General features: G+C 71.7%; 17 protein-coding genes. 7 read left to right on the top strand and 10 right to left on the bottom strand.

Translation table 11 applies throughout. The features are described from left to right. Positions 1–63 precede the first annotated feature (63 nt). Together nagB and HN013_RS17240 are read right to left on the bottom strand one after the other, a co-directional pair. Entirely contained in the window at positions 64–846 is a 783-nt protein-coding gene (gene nagB / locus HN013_RS17245) for a glucosamine-6-phosphate deaminase (RefSeq protein WP_171167096.1), read from the bottom strand. 79 nt (positions 847–925) lie between these two features. Then, positions 926–1,687 (bottom strand): SDR family oxidoreductase, encoded by a 762-nt coding sequence (locus tag HN013_RS17240; RefSeq protein ID WP_171167094.1) that lies wholly within the window; start codon positions 1,685–1,687, stop codon positions 926–928. Between the two features lie 84 nt (positions 1,688–1,771). On the opposite strand from HN013_RS17240, the gene HN013_RS17235 reads away from it, so the two are divergent. Both HN013_RS17235 and HN013_RS17230 read left to right on the top strand, forming a co-directional pair. Then, a complete protein-coding gene (locus HN013_RS17235) occupies positions 1,772–2,398 on the top strand; it encodes a TetR/AcrR family transcriptional regulator (RefSeq protein WP_171167092.1) in 627 nt (208 codons plus the stop codon). A gap of 405 nt (positions 2,399–2,803) precedes the next feature. Continuing rightward, a complete protein-coding gene (locus HN013_RS17230; protein WP_171167237.1) occupies positions 2,804–4,273 on the top strand; it encodes a sensor histidine kinase in 1,470 nt (489 codons plus the stop codon). 152 nt (positions 4,274–4,425) lie between these two features. Here HN013_RS17230 and HN013_RS17225 read toward each other — a convergent pair whose 3' ends face one another. Both HN013_RS17225 and HN013_RS17220 read right to left on the bottom strand, forming a co-directional pair. After that, positions 4,426–4,683: a WhiB family transcriptional regulator gene (locus HN013_RS17225; RefSeq protein WP_004937597.1), complete on the bottom strand. Its 258-nt coding sequence runs from the start codon at positions 4,681–4,683 to the stop codon at positions 4,426–4,428. A gap of 320 nt (positions 4,684–5,003) precedes the next feature. Next, positions 5,004–5,972, bottom strand: coding sequence for a diacylglycerol kinase family protein (locus HN013_RS17220; protein ID WP_171167090.1), 969 nt, complete (start codon positions 5,970–5,972; stop codon positions 5,004–5,006). 121 nt (positions 5,973–6,093) lie between these two features. On the opposite strand from HN013_RS17220, the gene HN013_RS17215 reads away from it, so the two are divergent. Next, the gene (locus HN013_RS17215; RefSeq protein ID WP_171167088.1) at positions 6,094–6,579 is read left to right on the top strand and encodes a hypothetical protein; all 486 of its coding nucleotides are present in this window, start codon (positions 6,094–6,096) and stop codon (positions 6,577–6,579) included. 75 nt (positions 6,580–6,654) lie between these two features. Here HN013_RS17215 and HN013_RS17210 read toward each other — a convergent pair whose 3' ends face one another. The 4 genes from HN013_RS17210 to HN013_RS17195 form a co-directional block, all read right to left on the bottom strand. Beyond that, positions 6,655–7,566, bottom strand: a complete 912-nt coding sequence (locus HN013_RS17210) for an RNA polymerase sigma factor SigF (RefSeq protein ID WP_171167086.1) — start codon at positions 7,564–7,566, stop codon at positions 6,655–6,657. A 16-nt stretch (positions 7,567–7,582) separates the two neighbouring features. Next, a complete protein-coding gene (locus HN013_RS17205) occupies positions 7,583–7,999 on the bottom strand; it encodes an anti-sigma regulatory factor (RefSeq protein ID WP_171167084.1) in 417 nt (138 codons plus the stop codon). 199 nt (positions 8,000–8,198) lie between these two features. After that, positions 8,199–8,744, bottom strand: coding sequence for a GNAT family N-acetyltransferase (locus HN013_RS17200; protein WP_171167081.1), 546 nt, complete (start codon positions 8,742–8,744; stop codon positions 8,199–8,201). A gap of 129 nt (positions 8,745–8,873) precedes the next feature. Beyond that, a complete protein-coding gene (locus HN013_RS17195) occupies positions 8,874–9,137 on the bottom strand; it encodes a UBP-type zinc finger domain-containing protein (protein ID WP_171167079.1) in 264 nt (87 codons plus the stop codon). A gap of 50 nt (positions 9,138–9,187) precedes the next feature. On the opposite strand from HN013_RS17195, the gene HN013_RS17190 reads away from it, so the two are divergent. Then, positions 9,188–10,789 (top strand): Na+/H+ antiporter, encoded by a 1,602-nt coding sequence (locus HN013_RS17190; RefSeq protein ID WP_171167077.1) that lies wholly within the window; start codon positions 9,188–9,190, stop codon positions 10,787–10,789. Between the two features lie 65 nt (positions 10,790–10,854). Here HN013_RS17190 and HN013_RS17185 read toward each other — a convergent pair whose 3' ends face one another. Further along, positions 10,855–11,808, bottom strand: coding sequence for a 1-aminocyclopropane-1-carboxylate deaminase/D-cysteine desulfhydrase (locus HN013_RS17185; RefSeq protein ID WP_171167075.1), 954 nt, complete (start codon positions 11,806–11,808; stop codon positions 10,855–10,857). 78 nt (positions 11,809–11,886) lie between these two features. Then, positions 11,887–12,465 carry an N-acetylmuramoyl-L-alanine amidase gene (locus HN013_RS17180; protein ID WP_171167235.1) on the bottom strand — a complete coding sequence of 193 codons (579 nt, stop codon included), beginning with the start codon at positions 12,463–12,465 and terminating at the stop codon, positions 11,887–11,889. A 180-nt stretch (positions 12,466–12,645) separates the two neighbouring features. Between HN013_RS17180 and HN013_RS17175 the strand changes: the two genes are divergently transcribed. The 3 genes from HN013_RS17175 to HN013_RS17165 all read left to right on the top strand — a co-directional run bounded on the left by HN013_RS17175 (position 12,646) and on the right by HN013_RS17165 (position 14,568). Next, on the top strand, positions 12,646–13,557 hold the full coding sequence (locus tag HN013_RS17175) for a glutaminase (RefSeq protein ID WP_171167073.1): 912 nt from the start codon (positions 12,646–12,648) through the stop codon (positions 13,555–13,557). Positions 13,558–13,636: 79 nt separating this feature from the next. Beyond that, positions 13,637–13,861 carry a hypothetical protein gene (locus tag HN013_RS17170; RefSeq protein ID WP_171167071.1) on the top strand — a complete coding sequence of 75 codons (225 nt, stop codon included), beginning with the start codon at positions 13,637–13,639 and terminating at the stop codon, positions 13,859–13,861. Beyond that, positions 13,861–14,568, top strand: a complete 708-nt coding sequence (locus HN013_RS17165) for a helix-turn-helix transcriptional regulator (RefSeq protein ID WP_171167069.1) — start codon at positions 13,861–13,863, stop codon at positions 14,566–14,568. Before HN013_RS17170 ends, HN013_RS17165 begins: the two co-directional genes overlap by 1 nt. Positions 14,569–14,602: the final 34 nt, after the last annotated feature.

The raw sequence follows: 14,602 nt of genomic DNA, 5'->3' as shown, positions 1-14,602 counted from the left end.
GCCCCGATCCCCGCTCACCGCCTCCCGTGCCCCGGCGCCCGGTAAGTGCGGCCTGGGCGCGCCCTACAGCCCCTGCCAGGTCGGCTTCGCCGCGTACGTCGCGCGGAAGTAGTCGGCCAGCCGGAGCCGGGACGCCGCCGCCTCGTCCACGACCACGGTCGCGTGCCGGTGCAGCTGGAGCGCCGAGGCCGGGACCACCGCGGACACCGGGCCCTCGACGGTCTGGGCCACCGCCTCGGCCTTGCCCGCGCCGGTGGCCAGCAGCACCAGGTGACGGGCCTCCAGGATGGTGCCGATGCCCTGGGTGATGACGTGGTGGGGGACCTCGTCGATGCTGTCGAAGAACCGGGCGTTGTCCTGCCGGGTCTGCTCCGTCAGCGTCTTGATCCGGGTGCGGGAGGCGAGGGACGAGCACGGCTCGTTGAAGCCGATGTGCCCGTCGGTACCGATGCCGAGCAACTGGAGGTCCACTCCGCCGGCCTCGGACAGCGCGCGGTCGTACGCGTCGCACGCCCCCTGGACGTCCTCGGCGGTGCCGTCGGGGCCCATGAAGGAGGACTCGGTCAGCCCGAGCGGCTCGACGACCTGGCGCAGCACCGTGGAGCGGTACGACTCGGGGTGGTCGGCGGGAAGGCCGACGTACTCGTCCAGCTGGCAGATCCGGGCGCGCGAGGCGTCCAGGGAACCGGTACGGACCATGTCCGCCAGGGCGTCGTAGATGGGCAGCGGCGTCGAGCCGGTGGCAACGCCGAGCAGAGCGTCGGGCTTGCGGCTCAGCAGGGCGGCGATGGCCTTCGCGATGAGAGCGCCGCCTGCCTTGGCGTCCGGGACGATGACAACTTCCACGCTGGGGCCTGCCGATCTTGGGATTGGGGTGGTATAGACCAATCTAACAGAGGTGGACCCGGCGGGAAGGCCGCCCGCGCTACAGCAGTGTGCCGCCCGTCGCGTCGATCCACTGCCCCGTCACCCAGCGGCCCTCGGGGGAGGCCAGGAAGCCCACCACGTCCGCTATGTCCTCCGGGGTTCCCACCCGCCGCAACGCCGAGATCTCGGACATCGCCTTCCAGGTCGCCGCGTTCTCCGCGCCCCTCAGCCAGCTCGCGTTCATGTCCGTGTCGACGACGCCCGGGGCCACCGCGTTGACGGTGATGCCGCGCGCGCCCACCTCCTTGGCCAGGGTCATGGTGAAGACGTCCAGGGCGCCCTTGGACATCGCGTAGGAGATGAGCTCGGTCATGGCCGCCCGGCGGGAGAGGCCGGTCGAGATGTTGACGACGCGCCCGCCGTCCGGCATCCGCTCAAGCCCCAGCTTGGTGATGAAGAACGGCGCCTTGGTGTTGAGGCCGAAGACCTCGTCGAACTCCTCCGGTGTGGTCTCCCCGATCGGCTTGCGTGCCCCGCTGATCCCGGCGTTGTTGACCAGGATGTCCACCCCGTCCGCCTGGGCGTCGTAGGCCGTCCACAGCGCTTCGGCGTCGCCCGGCACGCCCAGCCGCGCCTGGACGGCGAAGGCCGAACCGCCCGCGGACTCGATCGCCGCGACCGTCTCCGCCGCGGCCCGCTCGTCGCTGCCGTAGTGCACCGCCACCCGGGCGCCGTCCCGCGCCAGCCGCTCCGAGATCGCCTTGCCGATGCCCCGGCTGCCGCCCGTCACCAGTGCCGTCCTGCCCGTGAGCGCGCCCATGGGAGCCGCCCCCCTTCTTTCTCTAGGGATCGTTACAGAAAGACAGTACCAGAGATTTTTGAGCGAGCGCTATAGAATTGCGGCATGGCGACCAAACAGCGGGGACGCCCCCGCTCCTTCGACCGGGCCACGGCCCTGGAGCAGGCGATCATGGCCTTCTGGGAGCACGGCTACGAGGCCACGTCCATCGCGGACCTCACCCGGACCATGGGGATCGGGGCCCCCAGTCTCTACGCGGCGTTCGGGGACAAGAAAGCCCTGTTCACCGCGGCCGTCGAGGAGTACGGCCACACCTACGGAGCCTTCGTCGGACGCGCCCTCGCCGAGGAGCCGACCGCGCGCCGGGGGATCGAGCGGATGCTGCGCGAGGCGGCCGTCGAGTACACCGCCCCCGGCCGGCCGCACGGCTGCCTCGTGATCTCGGCCGCCACCAACACCACCGAGGCGTCGGCGGACGTGGTGGCGTCCCTGCGCGAACAGCGCGAGGCGAACGTCCGGGCCATGGAGCGGGCCATCGAGGCCGACAAGGCGGCCGGGGAGCTGCCCGACGATGCCGATCCGCGCGCCCTCGCCCGGTTCGCGGCCGTCGCCATCCAGGGGATGTCCCAGCAGGCGCGCGACGGCGTGAGCCGTGAAGAGCTCGAAGCGGTGGCGGAGTTGGCCCTCCGGGTCTGGCCGGAAGCCCGGGCCGCCGAAACGGTTCGCCGGTGACCGGGACCGGGTGCGCCACGGGCCGCGGCGCCTGACAGGGACCCTCGACCCCGCCGGCACCGCAGCCCGGAGCTGATATCGACCGGTCCGGACCCGACGGGGTGTGCGGGCCCCGTGTCCGGAGCGGCCGACCGGAGGCCGCGGCGCGGTCAGGGCAGAGAGCGCCGGGCCTCGTGCCGCCCTCCTGTGCGGGGAGGGCGGAGCTTTACCTGTTCATTGTGGACTAGACCATTCGCTCCTGTCCATGCCCACGCGCCGGAACTCCGCGTGTCCCGGCGGGAAATCCACGATGTCGCACCCGAGGGGCCGGACGCCACCCTTCGTACATCACGCCTCCTCGTACCGTCGGGGCTCCACCGTGGTCGCGGCCGCGGAAAAGGAATTAGGCTCACAGCCGTGCCCTCCATGAACGACCTCGTACGCCAGCACACCGCCCTCGACGGCTCGGACCTCGAATGGCTCCACCTGCTGGTCTCGGAGTGGCAGCTGCTCTCCGACCTCTCCTTCGCCGACCTCGTCCTGTGGATCCCCACGCTCGACGGCACCCGTTACGTCTCGGTCGCCCAGATGCGCCCCAACACCGGCCCCACCTCGTACCAGGACGACATGGTCGGCCACCTCGTCCCGCGCGGGCGCCGCCCCATGCTCGACGCGGCGCTCGACGAGGGCCGGATCGTGCGCGAGGGCGACCCCGAGTGGCGCGAGGAGGTGCCGGTCCGGGTGGAGTCCATCCCGGTCCGCCGTGAGGGCCGGGTCCTGGGGGTCATCGCCCGCAACACCAACCTGCTCACCGTGCGGACGCCGAGCCGGCTGGAGCTCACCTACCTCCAGAGCGCCTCCGACCTCGCCCAGATGATCGCTGCCGGAACGTTCCCCTTCCCCGGGCAACAAGTCGACATGGACGCCTCGCCGCGCGCCGGCGACGGCCTGGTCCGGCTGGACGCGGACGGCATCGTCCAGTACGCCAGCCCGAACGCGCTCTCCGCCTACCACCGGCTCGGCCTCGCCGCCGACCTCGTCGGGCATCATCTGGGCGAGACCACCGCTCAGTTGGCACCCTCGCGCGGTCCGGTGGACGAGGGCCTGGCGAAGCTCGCCAGCGGCTGGGCGCCCCGCGAGTTCGAGGTCGAGGCCAACGGCGGCGTCATCCAGCTGAGGGTCATCCCGCTCAAACCCAAGGGGACACACATCGGTTCACTGGTCCTCCTGCGCGACGTCACCGAATTGCGTCGGCGCGAGCGGGAGTTGATCACCAAGGACGCCACCATCCGCGAGATCCACCACCGGGTGAAGAACAACCTCCAGACCGTCGCCGCCCTGCTGCGCCTCCAGGCCCGCCGCATCGGTTCTGCGGAGGGCCGTGAGGCGCTGGAGGAGGCGGTGCGCCGAGTCGGTTCCATCGCGATCGTCCACGAGACGCTCTCGCAGAACCTTGACGAGCGGGTGGAGTTCGACGAGATCGCCGACCGGGTGCTCGCCATGGTCGCGGAGATCTCGCCGGGCCGGGTCCGCACCCGGCGGACCGGGCGGTTCGGCGTGCTCGACGCGGAGGTGGCGACGCCGCTGTCCATGGTCCTGACCGAGCTGCTGCAGAACGCCCTGGAGCACGGCTTCGGCCCGGGGGAGCAGGGAACGGTCGAGGTCACCGCGGTACGCGGCGGAACCCGCGCGGACGCCCGGCTGCTGATCTCGGTCCAGGACGACGGCCGGGGACTCCCGGAGGGATTCGATCCGCACCGGGCCGGCAACCTCGGCCTCCAGATCGTGCGCACCCTGGTCGAGGGCGAGCTCGGCGGCCGGTTCGACATGGTGCCCGCTTCCGGGCAGGGCACCCGGGTCGTGCTCGACCTGCCCGTCCGGGCGGGGAAGTCCTGACCGTACCGCCCGTCCACGTCCCGCCCCCGGGCACAGCACTGAGCCCCGGACCGATGCGGTCCGGGGCTCAAAGCTTCACTGTGCGGTGCTGGTGGGCGCCCCCGTCACGTCAGGGGCACTGCGCGCTGCGGCTCGGGGGCCGAGGGGCGTCGTCAGGCGGTCGCGTTGCGAGCCCGGTTGCGGGCGGCGCGGCGCTTCATCGCACGGCGCTCGTCCTCGCTGAGGCCACCCCAGACGCCGGAGTCCTGGCCGGACTCAAGCGCCCACTGCAGGCACTGCTCCATCACGGGGCAGCGGCGGCAGACGGCCTTGGCTTCCTCGATCTGCAGCAGCGCAGGACCGGTGTTGCCGATGGGGAAGAACAGCTCGGGGTCTTCCTCGCGGCAAACGGCGTTGTGACGCCAGTCCATGGCTGCTCCATCTCCTCGTTATTGCGGCTACGTGGCTTGTGAATGTGAACGCTTTCACGAATCCCCCCGCAAGGGAAGGGCCGATATCCAGTCGAGACTGGCTGCGGTCCAGGAAAGAGAGAGGGGGTTCGGACAATCCGGGAAGCCGAGATGAGCGGCCGTCCCGATCGCCATGAAGAGACTCGCAAACCTCGGCGACGGATACAACCCCTTCTGGAAAGTTTTTTTTGATTCCTCGGTGTCAGCTAGGTCACAGCCGTACTTCCAGGGGGTGGAACCCAGGCTAAACGTTCGAGTGGAAGGACTTTAGGCCCTCACACTCACACAATCACACGCAGTGCACGGCGAACGCCTGTGAACGTCACGCTCTTACGCAGCCCCAGGTGGTCACCGTCCATCTGAAACGGGAGAGGGGCCTGCGAATGCAAGGTGAAGGAAGTCTGGTCATGGAGTGACACAGCGTGTCTGCCCTCGGGTCCGCGCTCCGGTGACGACGTCAGCAGTCGGCTGATGTGCCGGCCGGCCGTGAGGGTCGAGAGCTTGGTGAGTCCCAGCACGTCAAGAGCGGTGTCGAAGGACGCGCGGGGCAGCGCGTAGATCGGCCGATTGCCGAAGTACGTCCACGGCGAGGTGTTGCAGATTATCGACATGACGAGATTCGCGAGTGGCTCCTCGCCAGGTCGTTCGAGCGTGATCGTGCCGTGCCGACGGTTCGATTCGCCGAGGTACTGACGCATGAACTGTCGCACGTACAGGGAATGCGTCGAACGTTTGCCGCGCTCGCGCTGCTGCTCCACCCGGCCCACGACCCCGGCGTCGAAGCCGAAGCCCGCGCAGAAGGTGAACCAGCGGGCGGGCACCCCCTCGTCCGTACTGCCCGGGGTGCCGGCCGCGTGGCCGAGGCCGATGATGCGCTCGTCGCCGTCCCGCAGTGCGTCCAGCAGGGCGCCGGTGGCCTCGACGGCGTCGTTCGGCAGGCCCAGCGCGCGGGCGAAGACATTGGTGGAGCCGCCGGGCACCACAGCCAGGCGCGGCAGACCCTCCGGGTCGGGGCCGCGGTGCAGCAGCCCGTTGACGACCTCGTTGACGGTGCCGTCCCCGCCCAGCGCGACCACCAGCTCGGTGTTGCCGCTCTCCGCGGCGGCCCGGGCCAGGTCGCGGGCGTGCCCCCGGTACTCGGTGGTGGCGACCTCGAGCTTGAGGTCGCTGGCGAGGGCGTGCACCAGGACATCGCGCGTACGGGCACTGGTAGTGGTGGCCGACGGATTGACCACGAGAAGCGCACGCATGCGCGCCAGCCTACCTACCTGTCGGTACACGACCCACCTCAGGCCTCACCGTCCCGGCCGGTCACGTCGCCGGACCGACCGGGCGCGACCGGAAGGAACGGGGCGGGGCTACCCTGCTGGGGTGAGCAGCAAGCAGTCCGCGCCGAAGTCCGCCCGTAAGAGCGCCTCCCCCGAGCGCGGTGGGAGCAAGGCCCCCGAGGTCCCCGAGCCGGCCGGCCCCCGGCCCGCACGGCTGACGGCCGCTGCCTCGATCGCCGGCCTGGAAGGGCTGGCCCTGCTGGTCGGCGGGCTGTACATCCTGGTCATGGGGCTGCTGGGGAAGCCGGACAGCCCGCGACAGGCGATCACGGGCGGGCTGACCATGATCGCCCTGGCTCTGCTGCCGCTGGCCGCGGCCCGTGGGCTGCTGCTGCGCCGCCGGTGGAGCCGGGGCCCGGCGCTCATCACCCAGCTCGTGTCGTTCCCTGTCGCCTGGACGCTGATCAGCGGGGGCGGCGCCCTGATCGTCGCGGGCGTGCTGCTGGCGCTCGCCGCCGTGGTCACGCTGGCGCTGCTCGTGAACCCGACGGCGACCGAGGCCCTGGGTATCGGCCCGCGGGAGTCCTGACCGCGGGCTCCCGGGGGCGGGCGCCCGCGTCCGGTGCGGGACGGCGGACCGCTCCGCACCGCGGACGTACCGGGTCTACTCCTCGACGAGAAGGCGCTCGCGGAGCTGGGCGAGGGTGCGGGCGAGCAGCCGGGAGACGTGCATCTGGGAGATGCCGACCTCCTGGGCGATCTGCGACTGGGTCATATTGCCGAAGAACCGCAGCAGAAGGATCTTCTTCTCGCGGGGTGGCAGATCCTCCAGCAGGGGCTTGAGGGACTCGCGGTACTCGACGCCCTCCAGGGCCTCGTCCTCCGCGCCGAGGGTGTCGGCGACGGCGGGCGACTCGTCGTCCGTGTCCGGCACGTCCAGGGAGAGCGTGCTGTAGGCGTTGGCCGACTCCAGCCCTTCCAGCACCTCCTCCTCGGAGATGCCGAGGTGCTCGGCCAGTTCGTGGACCGTGGGCGCCCGGCCGTGCCGCTGGGAGAGCTCCGCGGTGGCGGTGGTCAGGGACAGCCGTAGCTCCTGGAGCCGGCGCGGTACCCGCACGGCCCAGCCCTTGTCACGGAAGTGCCGCTTGATCTCGCCGACGACCGTGGGCGTGGCGTAGGTGGAGAACTCCACCCCCCGGTCCGGGTCGAAACGGTCGACGGACTTGATCAGGCCGATGGTGGCGACCTGGGTCAGGTCGTCGAGCGGCTCGCCGCGGTTGCGGAACCGCCGCGCCAGATGCTCCACCAGGGGCAGATGCATCCGCACCAGGTGGTTGCGCAGCTCCGCCCGCTCGGGGGAGCCGTCGGGAAGCGACCGCAGCTGCGTGAACAGGGCCCGCGCGCCACTGCGGTCCTGCGGCTGCCGCTGCTGATGCTGCTGATCCATGTGGTCCGCCCGCTCCGGTCGGTCAGTCCCCTCATCCGGCTCCAGAGCCGTCGCGTCCCCCGGATGGTGCCGGGCGGACTGATGCGGGATGGCCGGGGTGCGTACTTCCCGCGACGATGCAGTACTCACGGAGCCCCCTCTTCCGTCACGGCTGCCCGGGGCCGGCGCCGCGCTTCTTGTGCAGGCTGATGCTGACCGTGCGGTCGTCCGCGACGGTGGAGTCCACCTCGCCGGCCAGGGCGGAGAGCACCGTCCAGGCGAAGGTGTCGCGCTCGGGTGCGCGGCCGTCCGTGGTGGGTGCCGAGACCGTCACCCGGAGCGCGTCGCCCACGAGGCGGAAGACGCAGCTCAGTACGGAGCCGGGCACGGCTTGTTGCAGCAGGATCGCGCACGCCTCGTCCACGGCGATGCGGAGATCCTCGATTTCGTCGAGGGTGAAGTCCAGTCGGGCCGCGAGACCGGCTGTCGCCGTCCGCAGGACCGACAGGTAGGCACCCGCAGCGGGCAGCCGGACTTCCACGAAGTCCTGGGTCGTCCCAGACTCGCCTGCGATGGGGGACACCCTCACCTCCAAGGTGACACAAGCTTCTTGAGCTTTGACGGGCGTCGGCCGTGCACCCCTCCGGGAGAGGATGGCACAAGGCCGCCGCGGCACATTTCCGGCTGCGACGCTATCGCGATCTGTGGGTCCGCGCCGCAGGCCCATGACTGTCACTCATGGTAAGCCCATGAGCACGGAAAGTGGCTAGGGGTCTGCGGTCTCAAATCGAAAGAGAAGTCGCCCTGTTGGGATTTTCGTCACTCTGCGCGAGTGCCGCAAGAGCGCGGAGCGGTTCACCCGATATCCGGTGCACCGTCCATTCGTCCATGGGCTCCGCGCCCAGTGACTTGTAGAAGCGGATCGAGGGTTCGTTCCAGTCCAGCACTGACCATTCGAAACGCTGATAGCCGCGTTCCACGCAGATCCGGGCCAGCTCGGCGAGGAGCGCCTTGCCGTAGCCCCCGCCACGCGCCTCGGGACGCACGTAGAGGTCCTCCAGATAAACACCGTGCGTGCCCGTCCAGGTGGAGAAGTTGCGGAACCAGAGCGCGAAGCCGAGCGGTCCGCCCGCCGGGGCGGCGCTGCCCTCCGTGACCGCGTCACTCTCCGCAATCAGGGCGAAGACCGCCGGGTGCGCCCCGAAGAGCGCCTCGTGCAGTTGCTCCTCGGTGGCCCGCGCCTCCTCCAGCTCCCGCTCGTAGGCGGCGAGTTCACGAATCATCGCGTGGAGGACGGGAACGTCGGCGGGCGTCGCGGGTCGGATCATGTGTGCATGCTAGCGGGCGGCACCGACAGTGCCCGGGCCGCGGGACCGCGCGGCCCGGTCGGGGTCAGGGGGAAGTCGGGGTTCTCTCAGGGAATATCAGGGGGACGTTCGACGGACCGGCGGGGAGCATCAAGGCAGCAGGTGCCGGTCGACGTAGCACCACCGCCAGGACTCGCCCGGCTCGAAGCTGCGCATCACCGCGTGGCCGGTCTCCTCGAAGTGGGCGGTGGCGTGGCGGTGCGGCGACGAGTCGCAGCACCCCACGTGCCCGCACTCCAGGCACAGCCGGAGCTGGACGGGGTGGCTGCCGGCCGCCGCGCACTCGGGGCAGGTCTCGCTCAGCGGGACGGGCTCGGGGCGCGGCAGCTCGGCGCAGTGCGGGCATTCGATCATGATGGCCAGACTAGAAGGTGAGGGAGCGGCATGGACATGGGTGGGCACCGATGGACGTGATGCCACTGCTGGTGCTGGTGGCGGGGAGCGCAGCCGTGGCGGGCGCCGCGCGCAGAACACCCGTGTCCGCGCCGCTGCTGCTGGTGGCGGCGGGGCTCGCCGTCTCGTACCTGCCCGGCGTACCGGACTACACCCTCGAACCGGACATCGTGCTGCCCCTGCTGCTGCCGCCGCTGCTGCACACCGCCGCGCTCGACAGTTCGTACCTCGACCTGCGCGCCAACGCCCGGCCGGTGGCGCTGCTCTCGGTCGGCTATGTGCTCTTCGCCACCCTCGCCGTCGGCTGTACCGCCTTTCTGGTGGTGCCGGACCTGCCGTTGACGGCGGCGCTAGTCCTCGGCGCGGTCGTGGCCCCGCCCGACGCCGTCGCCGCCACCGCGATCGCCCGCCGGCTGGGGCTGCCCTCGCGCATCACCACGATCCTGCAGGGCGAGTCCCTGGTGAACGACGCCACCGCGATCACCGCCTACAAGGTGGCCCTCGCCGCCGCCGTGGGCGAGGGTGCCACCTGGGCGGGCGGCGTGCGGGAGTTCGCGGTGGCGGCGCTCGGCGGTGTCGGGGTCGGGCTGGTCCTCATGGTGCCGCTGCACTGGCTGCGCAAGCGGCTGCGCGACCCGTTGCTCCAGAACACCCTCTCGCTGCTCATCCCCTTCGTCGCCTACAGCGCCGCCGAACAGGTGGAGGCGTCGGGCGTGCTCGCCGTCGTGGTGGTCGGCCTCTTCCTCGGACACCGTTCGTGGCAGGTGGACTTCGCCACGAGACTTCAGGAGGCGGCGGTCTGGAGGATGGTCGCCTTTATCCTGGAATCCGCCGTCTTCGCCCTGATCGGTCTTCAACTGCGCGTCGTGGTGGGCGGACTGGGGACGTATGGGGTGGACGAGGCGGCGAGGTATGCCGTCGCGGTCTTCCTCGCCGTGGTGGTCTTCCGCTTCCTCTGGGTCTATCCCGTCACGTTCCTGCCGCGCATGCTGTCCGCGCGGATCCGCGAGCGCGAACAGGAGACCACCGCCCGCGGCGCCTTCGTCGTCGGCTGGGCCGGCATGCGCGGGGTCGTCTCGCTCGCCATCGCCTTCTCGATCCCCGTCACCATCCATGGCGGCGACGCGTTTCCCGCCCGCAATCTGGTGCTGTTCCTCACCTTCACCACTGTGATCGGCACGCTCGTCGTCCAGGGCCTCACCCTGCCCCCGCTGATCCGCGCGCTCCGGCTGCGGGGCCGCGACCCGCGGTCCGTCACTCTCGCCGAGGCGCAGGCCCAGAGCGAGGCGTCCACCGCCGCCGAGCACCGGCTCGAAGAGCTCCTCGCCGACGACCGCAACACCCTTCCCCAGCCGCTCGCCGACCGGCTGCGCGCCGTCCTGGAGCGGCGCCGCAACGCGGTGTGGGAGCGGCTCGGCGCCGTCCACGAGACCACCGGGGAGTCGGCGGACGACACCTACCGGCGGCTGACCAGGGAAGTCATCGAGGCCGAGCGTGCGGTCTTCGTCGCCCTGCGCGACGCGCGGCGGATCGACGACGAGATGCTGAGGACGCTGCTGCGGCGGCTGGACCTGGAGGAGGCGGCGGCGTACCGGGAGGAGGCGGCGGAATGATCCGGTGGCGCGGAACGATTCGGTGGCGAGCGGGAGGAGCCGGGAGCGGACGGCGTCCGCGCGGATCAGTCGCCGGGCGCGTCCGGAGTCGGATCGGGGCCGCCCGTGATCACGGCCGCGGCCGTCGTCCCGGGCGCGAAGGCACCCTCCTCGGCAAGTGTCGTCAGGCCGTACAGCGCCTTGGCCACGTACAGCCGTTCCGGCGGCAGACCGTGGCGGGCGGCGAAGTCGTCGGCGAAGGCGTCCAGTTCCGGGGTGGCGCGGGCGTAACCGCCGCAGTGGAAGCGGTCGTCGAGCGACCAGTTGCCCCGCCGGCCGCCGAAGGCGGCGGTCTGCAGCCGCTCGACCTCCGCGCCGAGGAAGCCGCCCTTGAGCACGGGGAAGCCGAGGGCGCGCGGCCCCTCGCCCAGCCCGGCGGCCAGCCCGGCGAGCGTCCCGCCCGTGCCGCAGGCGACGCCGGCCACGTCGCCGGGGCCGAGGACGGCGCGGAGTTCGCGGCCGAGCACCGCGCAGCCGTGGACGGCGGCGGCGTTGCTGCCGCCCTCGGGGACGACGTGGCAGCCGCCCGCCCCGAGCGAGGCCAGCACCTCGGGCTCGGTCTTGCGCCGGTAGGTGGCCCGGTCCACGAAACGCAGGCGCATGCCGTCGGCCGCGCAGCGGGCCAGCGACCAGTTCAGCGGGCGGTCGGCCAGCTCGTCGCCGCGCACGACACCGATCGTGGCGAAACCGAGGAGGCGGCCCGCGGCCGCGGTGGCCCGCAGGTGGTTGGAGTAGGCGCCGCCGAAGGTGAGCAGGGTGGACCGGCCGGCGGCCGCCGCCGCGCGCAGGTTGGGCTCCAGCTTGCGCCACTTGTTGCCGGGCAGCCGGGGATGTATGAGGTCGTCCCGCTTGAGGAGCAGCCGTACGCCGCGGCGGGTGAACCGCTCGTCCGCCAGTTCGGCGACGGGGGACGGCAGCAGGGGCCGCAGGACCACGGGGTCCAGGGAGGCGCGGGAGTCGAGGGAAGACGGGCCGGTCACCCTCCCATTGTCGGGGACTCCTGGGTCGGGAACTCATCGGCCGGGGACTTCTCCGGGGACGCCTCGCCCGCCCGGTGGTCAGCCGAGCCGGTCGCGGATCCGCCGGCGCAGCCGGTCCATGGTGAAGCCGCGGGGATCGATCTTCCCCGGGCGCCATTCCAGATGCCCGATGACGGACCGCTCGGTCCAGCCGTGGTGCCGGCAGACCGCGGCCGCCGCCCGTTCGACCGCCTCCAGCTGGGCCTCCGGCCAGGGATCCGCGCCGTTGCCGAGATTGACGCACTCGAAGCCGTAGAAGTGGACGTTCCCGTCGGAGCCGGTCCGCCGCGGGGGCGGCAGGCGCTGCTCCGCGACGACGGCCCGCAGGACGTCCGGGTCCCCGCCGCCCGCGTGGTTGGCGCGCCCGCAGCCGACGAGATGGACCCGGGCGTCCTTGCCGATGACGCCATGGCACAGGGGGCCGGGCAGGGCGTCGGTGCCGTTCCAGCAGAGCCGGACGGTGGAGTCGGTGCCGGAGGTGGCGGTGTGGTGGACGATGACACCGTGGACCGGACCCCAGGGGCCGTGCCCGGCGCGGTTGTGGGTGCGCCAGCCGGGCACCTCGACGACGGTGGAGCCCTCCGCTCTCAGAGCGGTGAGCAGTTCCCCCGCGGACATGGGTCGGGCCACGGTCCGTGCTCCTCGGCGGTCCGATGGCGTACGCCCTGTCGCTTACGCCTGAATGGCCCCGTTCTACCGAAAAGTTCGCAGGTGATCGGGGCGTTCGGATATCGTGCGAGCCGATTCGGCCGCAGGCCGGACGTCGCACACCGGTACGGAGACAGAAAGCGCACGCCAGTGGACTACCAGGCCGTCCTCGAAGAGGTCGCCGCGTTCGCGCGCCCGCTGGTGGGCCGCGGACAGGCGGCGCAGTACATCCCGGCCCTGGCGGGGGTGGACGCCGGCCAGTTCGGCATGGCGGTCGCCGACGTCGACGGCGGTGTGTACGGCGTGGGGGACTGGGAGCGGCCGTTCTCCGTGCAGTCCATCTCCAAGGCGTTCGGCCTGGCGCTCGTCCTGGCCGAAGGCGGGGACAGAATCTGGGAACGGGTCGGAACCGAACCGTCCGGAAATGCCTTCAACTCCCTGGTCCAGCTCGAATACGAGAACGGCATTCCGCGCAATCCGTTCATCAACGCCGGCGCGCTGGTCGTCACCGACCGGCTCCAGACCCTGACGGGCGACGCCAGCACCACGATGCTGGAATTCCTGCGCGCGGAGAGCGGCAATCCGGATGTCTCCTTCGACCCCGCCGTCGCGAAGTCGGAATCCGAGCACGGCGACCGGAACGCGGCCCTCGCCCACTTCATGGCCAGCTACGACAACCTCGACAACCCCGTTCCCACGGTGCTGGAGCACTATTTCTGGCAGTGCTCCATCGAGATGAGCTGCCGGGACCTGGCCCTGGCGAGCGGCTTCCTCGCCCGCCACGGTCTGCGCACCGACGGCACCCGGCTGCTGCCCCGCCGGGAGGCGAAGCAGATCAACGCGGTGATGCTGACCTGCGGGACCTACGACGCGGCGGGCGATTTCGCCTACCGGGTGGGCCTGCCGGGCAAGAGCGGTGTGGGCGGCGGCATCATTGCCGTCATACCCGGGCGCTGCACGCTCTGCGTGTGGAGCCCGGGGCTGGACGCCCGGGGGAACTCGGTGGCGGGTGTCGCCGCGCTGGACCACTTCACCACCCTGACGGGCTGGTCGGTGTTCTGACCGCGGCCCGCCGGCGCCGGTGGCGCCCCCGCGGGCCCCGGCGCATCGTGGATCACGGGGAGAACCAGGAGGAGGCCGTATGGAACACGAGTTGCGCGCCGAGTACGCGGACGGCAGCTCCCCGGACGACATCGACCCCGCGGTCAAGACATGGCACGTGGTCCGTGAGGTCGACGGCGGGACCGCGATGTGCGGCCGAGAGCTCGACCCGGCCGCGGCTGTCCGCTCCGTGGAGCTCTGGGGCACGGGAAAGGTCCCCATCTGCCACTCCTGCGGGGCGCTCTACCTGCGGGAGTCGCCCTAGTGACCTACCGCGAGCGGCCCTCGCGAGCGGTGGCCGGGGCGGTCCTGTGGACCCGCGCGGATGTCTCGTCGGACCCCGTGCGCGTCCTCCCGGACGGCTGCATGGACCTCATCTGGGACGGCGGACGGCTGCTCGTGGCGGGCCCAGACACCCAGGCACACCTCACGGACGCCGCGCCGGGCGCCACGTACACGGGGATGCGTTTCGCCCCCGGCACCGCACCGGCCCTGCTCGGTGTGCCCGCCCACGAGCTCCGCGACCTGCGGGTCCCCCTGGAGGACCTGTGGCCCGCGCGTCGGGCCCGGACCGTCGTCGAACGCGTTGCGGAGGCACCCCTGCCCGGGCGCGTCCTGGAGGAGATCGTGCGCGGGAGCGCCGCGGACGCCCCCGAGCTCCTGACCGCCCCCGACGCCGTGACCGCCGCCGTCCTCGCGTCCGCCCGGCGCGGCGAGCCGGTGGCCGTACTGGCCGACCGGCTGGGCCTGAGCGAGCGGCAGGTGCACCGGCGTGCCCTGCGCGCCTTCGGGTACGGGCCGAAGACCCTGGCCCGGGTGCTCCGGGCGAACCGGGCGCTGGAGCTGGCACGCGCCGGAGTCCGGTTCGCGGACGTGGCGGTCGCCTGCGGGTACGCGGACCAGGCGCATCTGGCGCGGGAGGTGCGGGGGCTCACCGGCGTCACCCTCGGGGAGCTCGTCCGGGGGCACTGAGGTCAGGGGCACTGAGGTCAGGGTGCCGAGGCCA

The organism is Streptomyces sp. I05A-00742 (genome assembly GCF_013055795.1).
Taxonomy (GTDB): Bacteria; Actinomycetota; Actinomycetes; order Streptomycetales; family Streptomycetaceae; genus Streptomyces.
This window is presented reverse-complemented; position numbering and strand designations above follow the sequence as displayed.

Excerpts from the sequence above, each read along its gene's own strand:
- HN013_RS17235 (WP_171167092.1), top strand. The coding sequence starts at position 1,772 with ATGGCGACCAAACAGCGGGGACGCCCCCGCTCCTTCGACCGGGCCACG.
- HN013_RS17200 (WP_171167081.1), bottom strand. The coding sequence starts at position 8,744 with ATGATCCGACCCGCGACGCCCGCCGACGTTCCCGTCCTCCACGCGATG.
- HN013_RS17170 (WP_171167071.1), top strand. The coding sequence starts at position 13,637 with ATGGAACACGAGTTGCGCGCCGAGTACGCGGACGGCAGCTCCCCGGAC.
- HN013_RS17230 (WP_171167237.1), top strand. The coding sequence starts at position 2,804 with ATGAACGACCTCGTACGCCAGCACACCGCCCTCGACGGCTCGGACCTC.
- HN013_RS17225 (WP_004937597.1), bottom strand. The coding sequence starts at position 4,683 with ATGGACTGGCGTCACAACGCCGTTTGCCGCGAGGAAGACCCCGAGCTG.
- HN013_RS17190 (WP_171167077.1), top strand. The coding sequence starts at position 9,188 with ATGGACGTGATGCCACTGCTGGTGCTGGTGGCGGGGAGCGCAGCCGTG.
- HN013_RS17180 (WP_171167235.1), bottom strand. The coding sequence starts at position 12,465 with ATGTCCGCGGGGGAACTGCTCACCGCTCTGAGAGCGGAGGGCTCCACC.
- HN013_RS17220 (WP_171167090.1), bottom strand. The coding sequence starts at position 5,972 with ATGCGTGCGCTTCTCGTGGTCAATCCGTCGGCCACCACTACCAGTGCC.
- HN013_RS17195 (WP_171167079.1), bottom strand. The coding sequence starts at position 9,137 with ATGATCGAATGCCCGCACTGCGCCGAGCTGCCGCGCCCCGAGCCCGTC.
- HN013_RS17240 (WP_171167094.1), bottom strand. The coding sequence starts at position 1,687 with ATGGGCGCGCTCACGGGCAGGACGGCACTGGTGACGGGCGGCAGCCGG.